Origin of the sequence: Pseudomonas sp. SWRI111 (assembly GCF_014268555.1) — a bacterium.
In the GTDB taxonomy this organism is placed as follows: Bacteria; Pseudomonadota; Gammaproteobacteria; order Pseudomonadales; family Pseudomonadaceae; genus Aquipseudomonas; species Aquipseudomonas hamedanensis.
The window spans coordinates 50,382-68,593 of record NZ_JABWQQ010000022.1 but is presented as its reverse complement, the minus strand read 5'-3'; the positions used below and the strand labels follow the sequence as shown (position 1 = coordinate 68,593).

Genomic DNA, 18,212 nt, shown 5'->3' with positions numbered 1-18,212 from the left:
TTCAGCTCTGCACGCTTTCCAGCAATTCAACCAGCTCGTATTCCATAGAATCGGCCAGACTCAACCAGTCCTGACGCTCCTGACATTCGAGCATTTGCATCAGCACCTGCGCCCATGTCTGCTGAACATCGACAGATGAAGAGGACAGACATTGCTGGGCCTGTTCGAACACATCGACCATCGCAAGCGCCGCCTCAACGTCACGCCCCAGGCGAAACAAAGCCGCACATTGGCGACACTGATCCTGATTTTGACTCAGCGCGCTCATTGCACGAACTCCGGATTGAAAGCAGTCCCGGCGATCAACGCACCGGCGCGGCTGCTGTTGAAAAATTCGACCTGGGGATTCGCGGCAATATAACGCTCCAGTACGCACAGATAACCGCGAAAATTCAGCTGAGTGTTGACCCGCTGGCCATGGCCGTCACTCACCCAGTGCCGCGCTTGATTCACCGGTGGCCCCAGATCGCCATCGTCCCAGCCGGCATGGGTCTTGTTCATCGGGAAGGCGAAGTCAGCGCCGAACAGGGTGACACGCGCAGCGCCTATTTTCACTGCCAGATCCACCGCCGGGTGAATCACGCTGCCGCCGACGAGCAACTGGCCTCGCGGATATTGCTTGCGCAAATCCGCGTAGATCGGGCTTGCGGAATAGCCGCCGTAGCGTTTGCCCTTCCACGCGTTCAATACCGTCGGATCACTCATCGGCAAATACACCAGCGGGATGCCGTCGGACTCTTCAAAAGGCAGATGACGGAAACTGATGCGCTGATCGATGCTCACCACCAGGTCCGGCGCAATACCGTGTTCGCGCAAGGGGCGATAAGCGGTGTCCACGCAAATAAACAAGGGTCGCTCCGCCCGCTGGCGGATCGCTGCCAGACGTTCGAAATGTTGCTCCAGGCTCGGCCCGGTCGCAATCACATAGACCTCCCGGCCGGTGCAAGTGCCGAACAGCTGCGCCACATCTGCATCGCCGAGCAACACCGGCAGGCATTCTTGCAAACGCTGCTGAATGGCCGGTGACTGCGCATCGAATTCGCGGTTATTGAAAGTGAGGTGGATTTCATTGACCAGCCGATCACGGACCTTCGCATTGAAGTCGTCGGCCAGCAGCAGCTCGGCGGGCAAAGCAAAAAACGGCGTGAACAGGTCCGGGTGATCACCGGCATAGAACAACTCGACGCGCGGATCGTCCAGCCACTGGCGCTGATCGAGCAGCTGCAGCACCAGCGCGAACAACGCGCCGTTGAGGATGTGCACGTACAGCCGTTGCAGTCCTGCGCGCTCCAGAAGCAGGCCGGGCAAATCGCCGAGGCCGGTGCCATAGACGTGCAGTTGCGCTTTATCGGGCAGGCTCGCCGCCTGAATTTGCGCTTCATGAAGACGGTCGTGGCGGCTGGTGAGTTGAATGCCGCCAACGCTCAGCGTCGAGCCCAGCCCTTGCACCAGTTCGGCCTGGACGGCCGCGCTGTCTTCAGCCATCAGTCGCTCGAACAGCGCCGGCCAGCGCCGCTGCAACACCTCGGCATTGGCTTGGAAAAACTCGCTCATGGCGCCCCGCGCTCCTTTCAGGCAAAAAAATAGCGTTCAAGGTTAACCTTGAACGCTATTTTTGTATCCGTGGTTTTTAATCCGGCTTACGGACGATAGATGATCGCCGAGCCCCACGACAGACCGACGCCGAAACCGCTCAGCGCAATGCGCTGCCAGTCGGAGTCGAGCACGTGTTTTTCCAGCAGCAGCGGGATGCTCGACGACACGGTATTGCCGGTCTCGACCATGTCCTTGATGAACTTCTCCGGCTCGCCTTCGAAACGCCGCGCCACGGCATCGACAATTGCCGCGCTGCCCTGGTGGATGCAGAACGCGTCGATGTCATCGGCCTTGAGGCCGGAATCATCGAGCAACTCGTGCAAGTGCGCCGGGACTTTCAGCAAAGCGAAGTTGAAGACCTGACGACCGTTCATGAAGAACACACCGTTGCTGACCTTCAAGTGCGGCGCGCCGGAGCCGTCAGTACCGAACTTGGCCTTGCCCAACGCCCAGGTCGGTTTTTCGCCCATCCACGTTGCGGTGGCGGCATCGCCGAACAGCATGGTGGTGTTGCGGTCTTCCGGGTCAACGATTTTCGAATACGGGTCAGCGGTAATCAGCAGGCCGTTCTTCAGGCCGGCGGCTTCCATGAAGCCCTTGATCGCGTAGATGCCGTAGACATAACCGGAGCAGCCCAGGGAAATGTCGAACGCTGCAACGTTGGTCGGCAGGCCGAGTTTGTCCTGAACGATGGCAGCGGTGTGCGGCAGGCCTTCTTCGTCACCGTTCTGGGTGACGACAATCAGGGCATCGATCGATTCACGCTTCAGTTCAGGGTTACTGGCAAACAGCGCATTGGCCGCTTCCACGCACAGATCGGAGGTTTCCTGCTCAGCGTCTTTACGCGGCAGGAACGCCGAACCGATCTTGCCAAGGATGAATTCTTCATCCTTCTCGAATTTTGCACCTTGTGCGTAATTGTCCACGCCGGCTACAGGAACGTAGCTCGCAATGCTTTTTATGCCAATCATTACGGCTTCCCAATAAAAAACAGCCCAAAACCACCGCTCGCAAGGATTCGAGGGGCGCCGACAAACAGAAAACGGCCGCCATAACGGGCAGCCACGGGAAGCGCAAAGGGCTATCACTGGAACCGCAAAACGGGCCAGGCGCCATCTCCCCGGTCAATACAATACAGTGAAGATGCGCGTTATGACTCGCAGGTCACGCTATTTTGCCGAATCGATGGCAGATTGGCCTATTCGATCAGCGACCAGTCCAGCGGCGTGCCGCGCTTGATCGCCGTTCGCGCGTGGCGTCCGAGGACGGCCTCGGTGTGCTTTGGCGGCAGGCCGAGACCGGGGCGGATGGCGCGCAGATTGTCTGCGGTAAAGGGCTCACCGGCGGCCATGTCGGCGGTGACGTAAAGCGAACGGCGATAGACCAGCGACTTGCGCTCGGCCTCGGTGACACCGTAATGCACCTGCCCGAGCGCCTGCCAGGCACGCTCGGTTTCCACGACCAGACTGGCCATTTCCGCCGGTTCCAAGGAAAAGCTGGCATCCACGCCACCGGCCGAACGGTCGAGGGTGAAGTGTTTTTCCACCACGGTAGCCCCTAGCGCCACCGCCGCGACCGACACGCCAACGCCCATCGAATGATCCGACAGCCCCACCTCGCAACCAAACAACTCACGCAAATGCGGGATCGTGCGCACGTTGCTGTTGAGCGGAGTCGCCGGATAGGTGCTGGTGCACTTGAGCAACACCAGATCCTTGCACCCGGCCTCGCGGGCGGCGCGCACGGTTTCATCGAGTTCGGCGATGCTGGCCATGCCGGTGGAAATGATCAGCGGTTTGCCAGTAGCGGCCACACGACGAATCAACGGCAGGTCGGTGTTTTCGAAACTGGCGATCTTGTACGCCGGCACCTCAAGGCTTTCGAGAAAATCCACCGCGCTGTCATCGAACGGCGTCGAGAATGCGAGCATCCCCAACTCTTTGGCCCGGGCGAAAATCGGCGCGTGCCACTCCCACGGTGTGTGGGCTTTTTCATAGAGATCGTAGAGCGAAGTCCCGGCCCACAGACTGCCCGGATCCTTGATGAAGAACTCACCCTCGGCCAGGTCCAGGGTCATGGTCTGGGCGGTGTAGGTCTGCAATTTCAAGGCATGCGCCCCGGCCTTCGCGGCAGCCTCAACGATTTGCAGGGCCACGTCGAGCGACTGGTTATGATTGCCACTCATCTCGGCAATGATGAACGGCGGCGCATCGGCACCGATCATGTGATGACCAATCTTGAAACTAGGCATGCGGCTGATCCTTCAAAACACGGGTGAACGCGCAGGTCTCTTGAGTAAACCCGGCGTCGCGAAAAACTTTCATTGAAGACTGATTGGCCGGCACGACCCGGGCGCTGATGAGCGTCAGTTGCGGCCAATGTCTAACCACGAACGCCTCGCCACGGCTCAGCAACGCCCGGCCCCAGCCGAGGCCGAAACGTCCTTGCAGCACATAGAGCGACACTTCAGCCTCGAAGCCGCGCAAGTCATAGCGCAGCACGCCGACCGGGCCGTCATCCGCCTCGGCGATCAACAGCAGCCGTTGCGGATTGCGCAGACTTGCCGTCAGCCAATTCAGATGCTGCGCCCAGTCGATGACGCCAGTTTCCAGCGACCAACGCCGCACCGGCTCGGCATTGCGTCCATCGAACAGCAACTGCGCATCGTCCAGCGTTGCCGGGCGCAGTTTGAGCACTGCGCCGGCCAGTGCCGCCGCCACGCGCTCGGCACCGCGACCATCGACCAAGTGCCGCGAACGCTCGGCCAGACTCTGGCGCAAATAAAAATTGTTGACGACGAAGCCGACCGCATCGCGCAACTGCGCAACGCTGACTTGCTCACGGGCGCCCAGAAAGACGTGCGCACCGGCGGCGGCCATGACTTCGCCGTTGGCCTGCTGGTTGTTCGACACAGCGATGCAAATCGTCGGCAAGCCCAGCGCCGCGCGCTCCCAACTGGTGCCGCCGCCGGCACCGATAAACAGATCGGCCTCAGTCATGCGCTGATGGAAATCGCTGACGAAACTGTGCAGGCGCCAGTTCGGCCGCGTCTCGGCCAACGCCTGCATCTGCGTCCACGCCGGGTTGTCGGCGCCAGCGACGAAATCAACCTGCAATTCAGTGAAATCAGACAGTGCCGACATCGCGTGATGGGTCTGCATCGCCGCATCGAACCCGCCGAAATTCACCAGTACCCGACGCGCCTTCGGCTTGATCTCGATGGCCGCGCAGTTGAACTCCTCACGCAGCATCGCGTAGCGCGGACCGAGCAAGGTGCGACAGCCTTCGGGCAGCAGCGGCGCGTAGTGTTCGCTGAGACCGGACAGGTTCTGATTAAGCAGCAGATCAACGCTGTAGCGCCGGGTGGCCAGATCGTCCACCGCGGCAATTCGGTGCGCCCAGCGTCGTGCGGCGGTTTGCCAGAGGTGATCGAGGCCATAGTGGTCGACGATGATCCAGTCGAACATGGCCTGCCCGTCAAGCACCAGGCCCAGTGCGTCGATGTCGAACTGCCACGGCAACATCGATTCGATGGCTTGCAGCGGGTCTTCATCGCGATAACGCTCGGGCAGCGCGAAGGTCTCGAAGCCCTCGGCTTTCAGGGCTTCGAGTCGATGCCCTGGCAAACGCCGGCAGGCAAACGCGACGTGACTGCCCTGCCTGCGCAGCACGCGCGCCAGGGTCAGGCAACGGGCGATGTGGCCGCTGCCAATGATCGGCGAAGCGTCGGCGCGAATCAGTACTCTCATTGCAGTTCTCCGCCGGCCTTGAGCGCGGCGTACAGGTATTCGGCGCGCTTCCAGTCTTGCGGTGTGTCGATGTCTTGCACCAGATACCGCGGCAGAATCACCGGCAGGCTGGCGGGCGAATACAGCACATCACCGCGCAGCCACGCCTCGCTGCGCCCCCAATAAAACTGTCCGGCATCCTGAAACGCCTCGGACAAGTCCTGCGAGCGAGTGTTGCGAAACTCGGGATACAACGCGTGCAAGGCGCCCTGCCCGTCCAGGGTCAACGCCCGTTGCACCGGAAAAGCGAAATCGCAAACGGAGAAGGCAAATGATCGATCCGGATGTCGCTCCAGCAATTCGAAGCCCTGACGCAGATAGCGCGCCTGCAACAGCGGTGCAGTGGCGTAAATGCAGCAAGCGAAATCGAAGGATGGTAACTGCTGCAGTGCGTGCACGATGACCGCCGCAGTGCCGGTGAAGTCATCGGCCAGTGCTGCCGGACGCAAAAACGGCACCTGGGCACCGTGGGCTCGCGCAACGTCGGCAATCTCGACGTCGTCGGTGCTGACCACGACTTGTTCGAACAAGCCCGAATCCAGCGCGGTGCGGATCGAGCGGGCAATCATCGGCACGCCGTCGAACGGCAACAGATTCTTGCGCGGGATGCGTTTGCTGCCCCCGCGTGCCGGAATGATTGCGACGTTGCTCAAGGACGTTTTTCCAGCAGAAACCAGGTGACATCATCCGCCGGGAATTGCCCGTCGCGGTGATAAACGAAACCATAGTCGAGCAGTTGCAGATCGGCGTAGCGATCAAGCATTTCCCCGGCGAAATCGCGCTTGAACAGCTTGCCGCTGTTGCCCCGATAGGACACCTCAACCGCTACCGGATTGTAGTACTCGGCGATCAGAATATAGCGCTGACTTAGCTCGTAAAGCTGCGCATAGGCGCTCGGCAACAGCTCCGGGGCCAGATGGATCAGCACGCCTTTGCTCAAGGTCAGGTCAAAGCGGCGCTCGCGAGGAAAATCCAACAGCGAACCGTGCCAGATCTGTGCAATGTCGAGCGCCCGAGCCTGCGCACAGGCGCTTTCATTGATCTCCACACCGAACAGCTCACAGCGCGGCAGCAACTGATGCAGCGCCTGCAAATTGTTGCCGGCGTTGGTGCCCAGTTCCACCAGACTGTCGATGCGCCCGGCGCGGCTCAGCGCTTTGGCGAACAGCGCCAGATTGGCGGCCACCAGCGGTTGGCCGACGTTACGCTCGACGTACTGGTTGCCGAACTCACCCTGCCAGAACTTTTCCTGCTCGCTCAGTTCACGCATCACAGTCTCATTGATCGCCGCAGCGGTGGTCATTCGGTCAGTCGACGCAGTTGCTCGACTACATAATCCTGTTGCTCATCACTGAGCAACGGGTACAGCGGCAAACTGATCGCTTCGGCGTAATAGCGCTCGGCCTCGGGGAAGTCGCCTTCGGCAAATCCCAGGTCACGATAGTACGGCTGCAAGTGCACCGGAATGTAGTGCAGATTGACGCCGATGCCGGCGCTGCGCAAACCTTCGAACACCTGACGATGACTGAGGTTGCAGCGCTCGGCCTGCACGCGCACCACGTACAAATGCCACGCCGACTCGGCCTCTGGTTGTGCGCTTGGCAAGGTCAGCGGCAGGTACGCGAGCAAGCGATCGTAACGCGCCGCCAGTTCACGGCGCCGGGCGACGAACGCGTCCAGTTTGCCCAGTTGCGACAGACCCAGCGCCGCCTGCAGATCGGTGATCCGATAGTTGAAACCCAGCTCGATCTGCTGGTAATACCAGGGCCCGTGGCTGGGCTCGGTCATCTGTTGCGGATCGCGGGTCATGCCGTGGCTGCGCAGGCGTTGCAGACGCTCGGCCAGCGCCGGGCGATTGGTCAGGACCATGCCGCCCTCGGCACTGGTGATGATTTTCACCGGGTGAAAACTGAACACCGTCATCGCCGCGAATTCACCGCAACCGACCGGGCGCCCGGCATAGCTGGCGCCCACCGCGTGTGAGGCGTCTTCGATCACCGTGAAGTTGTAACGCTCGGCCAGTTCGGCAATTTTGCGCAGGTCACAGCTCTGCCCGGAGAACGCCACCGCGACGAGGACTTTAGGCAGCGTGCCGTCGCGCTCGGCCTGTTCTAGCCTGGCCTCGAGAGCGTAAGCGTCGAGGTTCCAGGTCAGCGGATCGATGTCGACGAAATCAACGTCAGCGCCGCAATAGCGCCCGCAATTGGCCGAGGCGAGAAACGTATTCGGCGAAGTCCACAAACGATCGCCCGGCCCCAGGCCCGCAGCCAGACAGGCAATGTGCAATGCCGCCGTGGCATTGCACACCGCCACGGCAAAATCGGCCTGACAGCGCTCGGCCATCGCCTGCTCGAAACGCTCGATGGTCGGCCCTTGGGTCAGCCAGTCCGATTGCAGCACCTCGACCACCGCGTCGATGTCCGCCTGATCGAGGCTTTGCCGACCGTAGGGAATCATACCGAGAGCTTCGCATGAAGATCGGCGATCTGCCCCACCGAAAGAAAATGCGGGTTGGTGTCAGAGCGGTACTCGAAATCTTCGCTCACCGCACGGCCATGCTCGCCGAGTTTGTCGACAGCAAAATCTACATCGACGCTGGTAAAGCGAATCGACGGCTGAATGGTGTAGTGGTCGTCAAACTCGAGGGTCATTCGCGCATCGTCCGGCGGCACCATCAGCTCATGCAGCTTTTCGCCGGGACGAATGCCGACGTTCTTGTGCGGCAGATGTTCAGCCATGCCGCGCGCCAGATCGACAATGCGGATCGACGGAATCTTCGGCACAAACACTTCGCCGCCGTGCATCCGCGCAAAGCTGTCGAGCACGAACTGCACGCCGTGATCCAGAGTGATCCAGAACCGCGTCATGCGTTCGTCGGTGATCGGCAACTCCTGCGCGCCGTCGGCGATCAGCTGGCTGAAAAACGGCACCACAGAACCACGCGAGCCGGCGACATTGCCGTAGCGCACCACGGCAAACCGGGTCTGCTGCTCGCCGGCAATGTTGTTGGCCGCAACGAACAGTTTGTCCGAGAGCAACTTGGTCGCGCCGTACAGATTGATCGGGCTGGCGGCCTTGTCGGTGGACAACGCGACGACTTTTTTCACACCGTTGTCGATAGCGGCGGCGATGATGTTTTCCGCACCGTTGACGTTGGTGCGGATGCATTCGGTCGGGTTGTACTCCGCCGCCGGCACTTGCTTGAGCGCAGCGGCATGCACCACGTAATCGATGCCGCGCATGGCTTGACGCAGACGATCGGCGTCACGCACATCACCGATGAAATAACGCATGCACGGCGCGTTGAACGTTTGCTGCATTTCGTACTGCTTCAGCTCGTCGCGGGAGAACACCACCACGCGCTTGGGCTGGTATTGCTCGAGCAAGCGACGGATGAAATTGCGCCCGAACGAGCCGGTGCCGCCGGAGATGAAAATCGATTTACCGTTGAACATTTTTTGAATCCCGTCCCTGTCGCCAGCCTTAAGCGAGCAACTTTGCCCAGTCCAGTGAAGCGCTGTCATCGAGCACAAAACCGTTACCGTTCAGGCTCAGGTTCGCGTTGTAGGCCTGATCCTGAACGAATGCCGCCGCCCATTTTTCTCGCAACGCCGCCAAGGCGTGCGACGCGTCAGGCATTCCACCCTTGTGAATGACTTGCACCGCTGGCGTCCACACGGTGAGATAGCCAGCCTGCCCAGCGCTCAGACACAAATCGACATCGCTGAAGCCCTCGGCAAAAGTGCTCTCGTCCAGACCGCCAAGTGCGTCGTACAGCTCTTTGCGGACCATCAGGCACACGCTCGATACCGCCGAGTAGTTCTGCTCCACCGCCAAGCGATGCAGGTAACCATCGGCATCATGCTTCTCGCCGACAAAGGCCGAACCGACCCCGCCGTTCATGCCCAGGATCAAGCCCGTCTGGCTGATTTTGCGATCACGGTCGATCAGTTTTGGACCCACCACGCCGACTTCCGGACGCAGGGCATGGTTGAGCAAAGAGTCCAGCCAGTTCGGATTGACCACTTCAGCGTCGGCGGCAAGCAGCACCAGGTACTCGCCCTGCGCCTGACGACTGGCCGCGTTGAATAAAGCCGTTTCGCCCAACGTCCGATCAGTGCGCAGCACCTGGACTTTTGAGTGCCGATAGGTGCCGAGCCAGTCATTGACCTCAGCCGTCTGACCCGCAGCAGTGGCGATCAGCACTTCATAGTGATGATAACGGGTACGCAGCAACACGCCTTCAAGGCAACGTTGCAGCACCGCCAGATCGTTGCCCGCCGGAATAATGATCGACACCAGCGGACGATCACTGTGGTGGTAGTCGATCTGGTAAACGCCGGGAACCGCCGACGTCACTTTGGCCTTGTAGCCGCGATTGCCCAGATGCCGCAGCAGCGCCAGACGCTCGTCAGGATTTTCAAGCAGCTCTGGCGTCTGGGTAATCAGCAGCGGCTCGTCGAGGTGCGCCAGGCTATTGAGGCCGTGTTCTTCGATGAGGCGCAACAGCACATCGAATTCCAGTGCCCGACTGAAGTCCGCGCGGTAGCCGCCGATCTCCACCAGCGCATCGCGACGCACCAGCCAGTGCCGCGCCATCAGCGTTGGCAGGCTCAGCAGCAGGTCAAGGTTGAAGCCGGGACGGAACACGTCGGTCAGCGCCCCGTTTTGCTGGCGCTGGATTTCGTCCGTGGACACCGCGCGGCAATCGCCGGCGTTCATGAGCTCCAGACTCGCACGCAACAGGCCGCTGGCGGTGAACTCATCGCCAGCCTCAGCCAGCAGCAGCCAGTCGCATGGCGATTGACGCGCGCTTTGATTGAGCTTGTCGACCAGATTGTCCGGCGTCACGCGGACAAAGTGCAGGATGTTCTGCGCCGTGGTTGCGGCTGGCGCTTCGCCGGTGGTGAACACGACAATCCGGAAAGCCTTGCATGGCCCTTCCAGCAAGCTGTCGAGCGAGACCTGCAACTTATCGATGCTGTCGTCCAGATCCAGCAGGAAAATTCCGAACTGCGGGCCACCGCCATTCTCCGCCAGATGTTGGTTGATCGCCCCGACCTGGTTGCCCGGTTCACGTGCGGCCAGCCATTTGAGCAGGCGGCCGGACTGCATCCTGTCCATGACCGCATGATGGTCATCGACGGTCAGCGCTTCGAGGCGCTCGATCCATGCCTGTATGGCTTGCGCCTCTTCGGCTTGCCCCATTGACGTGAGTTGCGCCACCAGCCGTTTGACCACGGTACGGTTGAACGCATTGAGATCATGGGCCTGCCACAGACGGTCGAGCACACTTTCCGGCGTGTCGTTGTTGCGTGCTTGCAGCAAGTGCGCCTGACGGGTCCAGATGCCCTCCAGACCTTCGAGCTGAATGCGCCCCGCCGGCATGGCGTGCAGCATGAATTCGAACTGCGCGAGGCGGTCGAAGAACGCCTCGTTGTAAAACGGCATTTCCACGTATTGCAACGGTCCGAAGCGACGATCCGGATGTTTGAGTTCCTGATTCCAGGTGGACTGAATGATCAGTTCCGCGGTCAGCGCCCGGCCCGACTGCAGACTGTCGACCATCGCTTCGAAACTTCGCAAGGCAAGCGCCTTGCCCTGCTCGGCGTCGAGCCCCTTGACCTCGGTCGGCAGCCCCGCGAGGAACTGTGCGAATGCTTCGCGCTCGGCCAGTGACTTGGCATCGACGTAGGTCAGCGAGTGATACACCTCGGTGCTGTGTTCGGATGCTCCGTAGTTGATCTCCCGCACCACATAAGGCATCGGCAGAATCCGCGCCTTGGCACTGGCGAGCAGGAAATACACATGGCCGATTTCCTGCCACTGGAAACTGGTGCCTGGCGGCAACGCCGAGTGCCAGGTCTTCATCAAGTCAGTCCGGGTCACTGCATAGAACGGCGGAATGTACTGGCTCATGTAATCGATGACCCGCTCCTCAGCCTGTTCGGAGCAGTAGTCTTCCTGGACCTTCTTGTCGCGGCGGTAGTAGCTGACGCCACCAGCCAGCGCCAGGTACATCAGGCAATAGCCGTGGCACATGCCGTAATCCGGGTTGGCTTGCAGGAAACCGACCGATTCGGTCAGTGAGTCGTGCAGGATGAAGTCATCATCAGCCGCCAAAACCATGTACGGCGTGGTCAGTTGCTCGACGCCATAAGCCAGTTTGGCCTGCATGCCCCAGTACGCGAACTGCGGAACATGATGATAATCGACAGCGGAAAAATCGCCTTCCGGACGTTCCGGCGTGGAGTCCAGCACCATGATTTTGCAGGGCAGGCTGCTGTAGTACTTCACCGCCCGGCGCAAAAACGCCGGCCGATTGTGCGTAATCAGCACTACGGTCAACAGCTCGTTGAGCGGTAGCGCCAGTTCAGAACTGTACTTGCCTTGCATAACTTCTCCCCACAACCGGCGACTTGCCGAAACAACGCTGAGTAATGTTGCGAATTAACGGACGCGACGCAGATAACCGTCCGGCGCCACGGTGATCAGTAGTTTGTTCTGCAACTGCTGGTCGATTTCAAAATCCTGGTTCTCTTCCAGGTATTTCCAGACGGCGGTTTTCGGGTTGTCGCCCGGGCCCCACGGACGATCCGGGAAGAAATCGGCCGGCATGTCTTCGACCACCGTGTCCATGACCACGCAGTAGCTATCGACCGATACCAGCGGTGCGTACAGACGCAGCTCTTCCAGAACATGGTCGTGCGTGTGATTGGAGTCGAGGACCAGAATGACTTTCTTGCCTTTGGCCGCAGCCTGCACCTGGGCGGCAATGCCTGCGTCGATGCTCGAACCTTCGATCATCTTGATGCGCTTGGCCATCGGATGGCTTTCAATCGCTTCGCGGTTGTGCGGGCGGATGTCAAGGTCGATGCCCAGCACTTCGCCGTGGCCTTGCAGCTCCAGCAACGAGGCGTAGTAAATAATCGAACCGCCATGGGCGATGCCGCACTCGATGACTAGGTCCGGTTTAACCTGCCAGATGATCTCCTGCATCGCCATCATGTCTTGTGGCAGCTGAATGATCGGACGGCCCATCCACGAAAAGTGGTAGCTGTACTTGTGTCTGGCCGATTCGTTGAAGAAATCCCGGGCCAGGCCGGTCAGTTTCTGATCGTCACCTTGTTGGGCGATCTGCTCGCGGCACTCGGCTTCGAAAGCCTGGTTGATGCTGTTGTCGGTCATGTTGGTCATCTCAAGGGTCACAGGAACGAAGCGCTGTCGACGGCGTGATAGACGTAGCGTCCACCAGTCATCCGCTTGATCTCTTCGAGGTAATTGGAATTCATTACAAACAGATTGGCGCCTTCAGGCAGCGCGTCCATCGCCTCCTGCGGCGATGACACCCGCGCACCGCTCAACGGCAGATATCGCCCCTGCTTGGCCGGGTTGATATCGACCACGCGATCGACTGCGACACCGGCGCGTTGCAGGAACAGCGAATAGATCACGCCTTTGGACGAGGCGCCCCAGATCGCCGAACCCTGCTCGGGGGCGGACTGAATGATCTGCACCGCGCGGTCGAGGCTGGCGGTGAAGCCGTCCGGCAACGTCAGGCGCGGCACCGTTTGCTGCGGAGTCAGGCGCAAGGTTGCCAGGTCAGCGACGATGTACAGGTATTGGCCACCAAACAGATGACCAGCCTCGTGCACGCTGCCGAACAGACGGCGCAGGTCATCGAGGCGGAAGTAATTGACGTGCTCATAGAACAGGTCGAACCAGGCCTTGTGTTCGAGAATCCAGTCGAAGCACGGCACCTCGATGTAGATCTGCCCGCCTTGATTGGCCTCGGCGATCACGGCGAGGAAGCTCACCGGGTCCTGGATATGCTCCAGCACATGGCGCAGAACAATGGCATCGGCAGCCAGCCCCAGGCCACGGGTGAACGGTGCCTTGATCACGTCGGCGCTCTCGCCTTCGTAAGCAGGGTCAATGCCGGTGATCGAATAGCCCAGGCCCTTGAGCAGCTCGAGAAAATAGCCCTTGCCGCAACCGACCTCGATCAGTTCCTGGCCCTTGAAGTGCCTGGCGATAATGCCTTCGACGTCATTCAAGTGCTTCTGGAACTGGCCGGAATGCGCCTGCTCGTTCTGGTAATCGGCGTCGTAGTTGAGCTTGTCGGCATCGAACGCGGCATTGAAGATCAGACCGGTGTGCGCGTCCTGCACCAACAGCATGTCGGCACTCGCCGACGCCTGCGCCGAATCCGCGTCGGCAAAGGTGCGATTCTGCAACACCGGCAGGTCGGTGACCCGATACAACTCGTGCCTCATTGCGGCTCTCCCAGTAACTGTTGCAAGCGCTCGGTCACCGCCCAGAACGCCAGCGGTTCGTGGCTCGGATAAGGGTAATGACCAAGGTTCAATTCGATTGTCGCGTCGCGTTCGCGTAGACGCTGCTCAACCAGCGCGCGCACCGAAACCGCTTGGCCGCTGGCGCAGTTGATTACGCCGTTGAAATGCTGTTTTTGCACGATTGCAGCGAGGTAACCGGCTGCCTTTTCGATCGGCAGAAAATCGCGCAATTGCTCACCGGCCGACATGTTGAACGACGGCTCAGCGGCATCGATCGCCCGGTCCAGTGCCGCGAGCAGGCTGTTGGGGTTCTGTCCTACGCCGTGCAGATAGAACAACCGCACCCATTGCAGGGTGAACGGCCGTTCCTGCTGCAGATTCTGCAGAAACAGGTGCAGCGTATGTTTAGCCAGACCGTAAGGATTACTCGGGCGTGGCTCGGTTGTTTCACTGAGCGGGCCGCTCTGCATGCCGTACTCGAAGCAGGTGCCCGCGACCAGAACCTGCTTTACGCCGGCCTCGACCGCACTTTTGATAAAGCGATAATCGGCCATCAGGTTGCGCTCGAAGTGAAACAGTGCCCGATAGTTCGGCAGACCCGGCCAGGCCAGATGCGCCAAGGCTTCGATGCCAGCGGTCAACGCGTCGACATCAAGATCGGCAGCATGAATATCTGCGGCAATGAACTCGACGTCGTTAATCCACGGCATGCCTTGCGCGGTTTGCGCATCACGCGCCACCGCGCGCACTTCGCAGCCGCGTGCCAGCAACGCGGCAACCAGATGCCGACCGACAAACCCCGTAGCACCCGTGACCAGAACCTTCACAGCACTTTCAACTCAGGCACGGCGATCACGAAACGCCCGTCCCACTGACGAACCTGCGCCAATTGCTGACTGACTTCGTGCAGCAGGTTCCACGGCAGCACCAGCACGTAATCCGGTTTTTCGATATCGATCTGCGCCGGCGCCATGATCGGAATGCGGCTGCCCGGCAAAAATTTGCCCTGCTTGTGCGGGTTGGCATCGGCCACCCATGCGAGCAGGTCCGGTTTGACCCCGGCATAGTTGAGCAAGGTATTGCCTTTGGCTGCCGCGCCGTAACCGACCACCCGTTTGCCGTCAGCCTTGGCCTGCAACAGGAAGCGCAGCAAGTCATGCTTGATCCGCTCAGCGGCGGGAGCGAGGGTCGCGTAGTACTCGGTGGTTTTCACTCCAGCATCGAATTCGGCCTGGAGCTGCTGAGAAACCGCAGGCTGTACCGGACGGCGCTCACCGTCCTTGCGCTGGACGAACACCCGCAGCGAACCGCCATGGGTGCTCAAAGGGCTGACGTCGAAGACTTCCAGACCATTGCGCTCGCACAAAGTCTGTACGGCGGTCAGCGACAGGTAGGAATAGTGTTCGTGATACAGCGTGTCGAACTGTGCGCCGGCCATCAGCGTCAGCAATTGCGGAAATTCGAAGGTGGCGACGCCGCTCGGCTTGAGCAGCGTGGCGAAACCGCCGAGGAAATCGTTGATGTCCGGCACGTGGGCGAGCACGTTGTTGGCCGCCATCAGGTCGGCACCCCAGCCTTCGCTTTGCAGCTGCGCGGCGGTGTCACGACCGAAAAACAGTTCACGAATCTCCAGGCCCTTCTCACGTGCCGCCTGCGCGGTGCTGCGGGTCGGCTCGACGCCCAGACAGGCAATGCCGCGTGCGGCGACGTATTGCAGCAAGTAGCCATCGTTGGCGGCGACTTCGACTACGCGGCTGTCGGCGTGGAGACCGAAGCGTTCGACCATCTCGGCGACATAACGCTCAGCGTGAGCCAGCCAGGTACTGGAGAACGAACTGAAATAGGCGTACTCGGCATCGAACAGGCTGTCGGCGCTGGTGTAGTCCTCGGTCTGTACCAGCCAGCATTGCTGGCACACGGCGACTTTAAGCGGCACCCATTGCTCGGCCTGCTCCAGACGACCGGCATGCACGTAGGCATTGGACGGTGGCGAGGTGCCGAGGTCGATCAGCGGCAGGCTCAGCGGTGCAGCGCACCCACGGCAGTTCATAGACGCACTCCAGCAAAGTGTTGATTGAGCGCGGGATGGCTGGAATCCCGCGCTGACAAATTATTGACAGGCAGCGGCCAGGCAATCGCCAGTCGGGGATCATTTACCGACAGACCGCCCTCATGCTCCGGCGCGTAATCGGCGCTGTGCAGGTAAAGCAGTTCCGCGTCTTCGCTGAGTGTCTGGAAACCGTGGGCAAAGCCGGCCGGAATCAACAGACTGCGGCCATCGCCAGCTTTCAGATGCTCGGCATGCCAGTGCAGAAACGTCTCTGAATCCGGGCGCAAATCCACCGCCACGTCCCACACTTCGCCGCGCAGGCAAGTGATCAGTTTGGCTTCCGGGGCGTTGGCATTCTGATAATGCAGCCCACGCACACTGCCCTTCTCGCGCGTGCAGGAATGGTTGATCTGGCGGATATGAAACTCACTGCCGAATGCACTCAGACTGCCCTCGCAGAACAGCCGGGCGAAATGCCCGCGCTGGTCTTCGAAACGTTTATGCCGGACGTTGAACAGCCCGGCCAGTGGCAACGCTTCAAGGGAGAGCTCGCTCACAGCGCGCCTCGGTACAGTTTCAGCTGGCCGAGGGTGACGTTGCGCATGTCATCGCCGTTCTGCCACGCCAGATGCCAGTCGAGGGTCTGGGTCAGGCATTGCTGCAAGGTCCAGCGTGGCTGCCAGCCGAGCAACTGGCGGGCGCGACTACTGTCCAGACGCAGCAGGCCGGCTTCGTGCAGTTCGCTTTTTTCGATGCGCAGACCACGCGCCTGCGGCCAGCGGCTGGCGAGCAATTCGACGACTTCGCCGACGCTGCACATATCCGCCTCACCGGGGCCGAAATTCCACGCGCCGGCGTACTCCGGGCCTTGCTCATAAAGGCCTGCGGCCAACTGCAGGTAACCGGCCAGTGGTTCAAGGGCGTGCTGCCATGGGCGCACCGCTTGCGGGTAACGCAGGGTCACCGGCTCGTCTGCACTCCAGGCTTTGAGCACGTCGGGAATCAGGCGCTCCGGGGCAAAATCACCGCCGCCCAGCACGTTGCCGGCACGCGCGGTGGCCAAGGCTAGCCCGTGTTCGGCGTGCTTGTCCGCCGGGAAGAATGACGCGGCATAGGACTGCGCCAACAGCTCGCAACAAGCCTTGCTGCTGCTGTACGGGTCGTGGCCGCCGAGCGCTTCGTCTTCGCGGTACGGCCACAGCCATTCCTTGTTGGCGTAGACCTTGTCGGTAGTCACGAGCACGCAGGCGCGCACACCACCGACCTGACGAATCGCCTCAAGCAGGTTCAGCGTGCCCATGACGTTGCTGGAGTACGTACCGAGCGGATCGCGATAGCCCTCGCGCACCAATGGCTGGGCCGCCAAATGCAGAACGATTTCGGGCTCGGTCTCGGCGATAATCTCGAGTAAGGCGCCGAGGTCGCGCAGATCTCCGCGCTGATCGTTGATGCCCTCGTTGACCCGCGCCAGTTGGAACAGGCTCGGTTCGGTCGACGGGTCGAGGGAAAAACCGCTGACTTGCGCGCCAAGGCTTTGCAGCCACAGGGTCAGCCAGCTGCCTTTGAAACCGGTGTGTCCAGTGACGAGAACGCGTTTGCCGCGCCAGAAATCCGCACTCAGGCCCATTGCTTCCATGGGGCCTCCCCGCTCTGCCACAGCGCTTCGAGATGGTTCTTGTCACGCAGGGTGTCCATCGGATGCCAGAAACCTTCGTGTTCGAAGGCTTTCAACTGTTCGTCCGCGGCCAGACGCGCCAACGGCTCGGCTTCCCAGGTGGTGGCGTCATCGGCGATGTACGGCAACACCTTTGGCGAGAGCACGAAGAAGCCGCCGTTGATCCAGCCGCCATCGCCGCGGGGTTTTTCGGTGAAGCCCAGCACTTGATCGCCTTGACGCTCAAGGGCGCCGTAACGACCCGGCGGCTGCACAGCGGTAACGGTCGCCAGATGCCCGTGAGCTTTGTGATAGGCGACCAGTTGAGCAATGTTGATATCGGAAACGCCATCGCCGTAGGTGAAGCAGAACGCCTCTTCATCCTGCAAGTACCGGCCGGCGCGCAACAGACGGCCGCCGGTCATGGTTTCCTCACCGGTGTCGATCAGGGTGACGCTCCACGGCTCGCTGTAGTTCTGATGTACATCCATGCGGTTTTCACGCATGTTGAAGGTCACGTCGGACGTGTGCAGAAAGTAATTGGCGAAGAAGTCCTTGATTGCGTAGCCCTTGTAGCCCAGGCAGATGACGAAGTCGTGGATCCCGTGGGCGGAATACTGCTTCATGATGTGCCAGAGAATTGGCTTGCCGCCGATCTCGATCATCGGCTTGGGCTTGAGGTGCGACTCTTCACTGATGCGCGTGCCGAGGCCACCCGCCAAAATTACTGCCTTCATCGTCTCCCCTCTTGTTCTTCACCGGGCTGCGCATGGCTTTGTTAAGCGTTGCGGGCCTTGCGGCTACACCTTCTGCCGTTCCGGGCGCGG

17 protein-coding genes are annotated in these 18,212 nt (G+C 60.6%); all 17 read right to left on the bottom strand.

The window, feature by feature from the left end; all coding sequences use genetic code 11:
• Position 1: 1 nt before the first annotated feature.
• The 17 genes from HU755_RS22320 to rfbF all read right to left on the bottom strand — a co-directional run bounded on the left by HU755_RS22320 (position 2) and on the right by rfbF (position 18,122).
• Complete coding sequence (locus HU755_RS22320; RefSeq protein WP_186636621.1) at positions 2-268, bottom strand: hypothetical protein; 267 nt, start codon at positions 266-268, stop codon at positions 2-4.
• The gene (locus HU755_RS22315; protein WP_186636619.1) at positions 265-1,554 is read right to left on the bottom strand and encodes a motility associated factor glycosyltransferase family protein; all 1,290 of its coding nucleotides are present in this window, start codon (positions 1,552-1,554) and stop codon (positions 265-267) included. The genes HU755_RS22320 and HU755_RS22315 overlap by 4 nt, the downstream gene beginning before the upstream one ends.
• An 86-nt stretch (positions 1,555-1,640) precedes the next feature.
• The gene (locus HU755_RS22310; protein ID WP_186621791.1) at positions 1,641-2,567 is read right to left on the bottom strand and encodes a ketoacyl-ACP synthase III; all 927 of its coding nucleotides are present in this window, start codon (positions 2,565-2,567) and stop codon (positions 1,641-1,643) included.
• A gap of 227 nt (positions 2,568-2,794) precedes the next feature.
• Complete coding sequence (gene pseI / locus HU755_RS22305) at positions 2,795-3,847, bottom strand: pseudaminic acid synthase (protein ID WP_186636616.1); 1,053 nt, start codon at positions 3,845-3,847, stop codon at positions 2,795-2,797.
• Positions 3,840-5,345, bottom strand: a complete 1,506-nt coding sequence (pseG, locus tag HU755_RS22300; protein ID WP_186636613.1) for a UDP-2,4-diacetamido-2,4,6-trideoxy-beta-L-altropyranose hydrolase — start codon at positions 5,343-5,345, stop codon at positions 3,840-3,842. Before pseG ends, pseI begins: the two co-directional genes overlap by 8 nt.
• The gene (gene pseF / locus HU755_RS22295; protein WP_186621787.1) at positions 5,342-6,037 is read right to left on the bottom strand and encodes a pseudaminic acid cytidylyltransferase; all 696 of its coding nucleotides are present in this window, start codon (positions 6,035-6,037) and stop codon (positions 5,342-5,344) included. The genes pseG and pseF overlap by 4 nt, the downstream gene beginning before the upstream one ends.
• A complete protein-coding gene (locus HU755_RS22290) occupies positions 6,034-6,654 on the bottom strand; it encodes a pseudaminic acid biosynthesis-associated methylase (RefSeq protein WP_186636599.1) in 621 nt (206 codons plus the stop codon). The genes pseF and HU755_RS22290 overlap by 4 nt, the downstream gene beginning before the upstream one ends.
• A gap of 29 nt (positions 6,655-6,683) precedes the next feature.
• Positions 6,684-7,841: a UDP-4-amino-4,6-dideoxy-N-acetyl-beta-L-altrosamine transaminase gene (gene pseC, locus HU755_RS22285; protein WP_186636596.1), complete on the bottom strand. Its 1,158-nt coding sequence runs from the start codon at positions 7,839-7,841 to the stop codon at positions 6,684-6,686.
• Positions 7,838-8,839 (bottom strand): UDP-N-acetylglucosamine 4,6-dehydratase (inverting), encoded by a 1,002-nt coding sequence (gene pseB / locus HU755_RS22280; protein ID WP_186636588.1) that lies wholly within the window; start codon positions 8,837-8,839, stop codon positions 7,838-7,840. The genes pseC and pseB overlap by 4 nt, the downstream gene beginning before the upstream one ends.
• A gap of 28 nt (positions 8,840-8,867) precedes the next feature.
• The gene (locus HU755_RS22275; protein ID WP_186636580.1) at positions 8,868-11,780 is read right to left on the bottom strand and encodes a TIGR00180 family glycosyltransferase; all 2,913 of its coding nucleotides are present in this window, start codon (positions 11,778-11,780) and stop codon (positions 8,868-8,870) included.
• A 54-nt stretch (positions 11,781-11,834) separates the two neighbouring features.
• Positions 11,835-12,572 (bottom strand): cephalosporin hydroxylase family protein, encoded by a 738-nt coding sequence (locus tag HU755_RS22270; protein WP_186636578.1) that lies wholly within the window; start codon positions 12,570-12,572, stop codon positions 11,835-11,837.
• A 17-nt stretch (positions 12,573-12,589) separates the two neighbouring features.
• Complete coding sequence (locus tag HU755_RS22265) at positions 12,590-13,660, bottom strand: class I SAM-dependent methyltransferase (protein WP_186636576.1); 1,071 nt, start codon at positions 13,658-13,660, stop codon at positions 12,590-12,592.
• Positions 13,657-14,508 carry an NAD-dependent epimerase/dehydratase family protein gene (locus tag HU755_RS22260; RefSeq protein ID WP_186636573.1) on the bottom strand — a complete coding sequence of 284 codons (852 nt, stop codon included), beginning with the start codon at positions 14,506-14,508 and terminating at the stop codon, positions 13,657-13,659. The genes HU755_RS22265 and HU755_RS22260 overlap by 4 nt, the downstream gene beginning before the upstream one ends.
• Complete coding sequence (locus HU755_RS22255; RefSeq protein WP_186636570.1) at positions 14,505-15,731, bottom strand: class I SAM-dependent methyltransferase; 1,227 nt, start codon at positions 15,729-15,731, stop codon at positions 14,505-14,507. The genes HU755_RS22260 and HU755_RS22255 overlap by 4 nt, the downstream gene beginning before the upstream one ends.
• Positions 15,728-16,288 (bottom strand): dTDP-4-dehydrorhamnose 3,5-epimerase, encoded by a 561-nt coding sequence (gene rfbC / locus HU755_RS22250; RefSeq protein WP_186636567.1) that lies wholly within the window; start codon positions 16,286-16,288, stop codon positions 15,728-15,730. The genes HU755_RS22255 and rfbC overlap by 4 nt, the downstream gene beginning before the upstream one ends.
• Positions 16,285-17,367 carry a CDP-glucose 4,6-dehydratase gene (rfbG, locus tag HU755_RS22245; RefSeq protein ID WP_186636566.1) on the bottom strand — a complete coding sequence of 361 codons (1,083 nt, stop codon included), beginning with the start codon at positions 17,365-17,367 and terminating at the stop codon, positions 16,285-16,287. The genes rfbC and rfbG overlap by 4 nt, the downstream gene beginning before the upstream one ends.
• Positions 17,349-18,122 (bottom strand): glucose-1-phosphate cytidylyltransferase, encoded by a 774-nt coding sequence (gene rfbF, locus HU755_RS22240; RefSeq protein ID WP_186636560.1) that lies wholly within the window; start codon positions 18,120-18,122, stop codon positions 17,349-17,351. Before rfbF ends, rfbG begins: the two co-directional genes overlap by 19 nt.
• Between the last annotated feature and the right edge of the window lie 90 nt (positions 18,123-18,212).

Excerpts from the sequence above, each read along its gene's own strand:
- HU755_RS22270 (WP_186636578.1), bottom strand. The coding sequence starts at position 12,572 with ATGACCGACAACAGCATCAACCAGGCTTTCGAAGCCGAGTGCCGCGAG.
- HU755_RS22265 (WP_186636576.1), bottom strand. The coding sequence starts at position 13,660 with ATGAGGCACGAGTTGTATCGGGTCACCGACCTGCCGGTGTTGCAGAAT.
- rfbG (WP_186636566.1), bottom strand. The coding sequence starts at position 17,367 with ATGGAAGCAATGGGCCTGAGTGCGGATTTCTGGCGCGGCAAACGCGTT.
- HU755_RS22320 (WP_186636621.1), bottom strand. The coding sequence starts at position 268 with ATGAGCGCGCTGAGTCAAAATCAGGATCAGTGTCGCCAATGTGCGGCT.
- HU755_RS22255 (WP_186636570.1), bottom strand. The coding sequence starts at position 15,731 with ATGAACTGCCGTGGGTGCGCTGCACCGCTGAGCCTGCCGCTGATCGAC.
- pseB (WP_186636588.1), bottom strand. The coding sequence starts at position 8,839 with ATGTTCAACGGTAAATCGATTTTCATCTCCGGCGGCACCGGCTCGTTC.
- rfbF (WP_186636560.1), bottom strand. The coding sequence starts at position 18,122 with ATGAAGGCAGTAATTTTGGCGGGTGGCCTCGGCACGCGCATCAGTGAA.
- pseI (WP_186636616.1), bottom strand. The coding sequence starts at position 3,847 with ATGCCTAGTTTCAAGATTGGTCATCACATGATCGGTGCCGATGCGCCG.
- HU755_RS22275 (WP_186636580.1), bottom strand. The coding sequence starts at position 11,780 with ATGCAAGGCAAGTACAGTTCTGAACTGGCGCTACCGCTCAACGAGCTG.
- pseC (WP_186636596.1), bottom strand. The coding sequence starts at position 7,841 with ATGATTCCCTACGGTCGGCAAAGCCTCGATCAGGCGGACATCGACGCG.
- HU755_RS22315 (WP_186636619.1), bottom strand. The coding sequence starts at position 1,554 with ATGAGCGAGTTTTTCCAAGCCAATGCCGAGGTGTTGCAGCGGCGCTGG.
- pseG (WP_186636613.1), bottom strand. The coding sequence starts at position 5,345 with ATGAGAGTACTGATTCGCGCCGACGCTTCGCCGATCATTGGCAGCGGC.
- HU755_RS22310 (WP_186621791.1), bottom strand. The coding sequence starts at position 2,567 with ATGATTGGCATAAAAAGCATTGCGAGCTACGTTCCTGTAGCCGGCGTG.
- HU755_RS22290 (WP_186636599.1), bottom strand. The coding sequence starts at position 6,654 with ATGCGTGAACTGAGCGAGCAGGAAAAGTTCTGGCAGGGTGAGTTCGGC.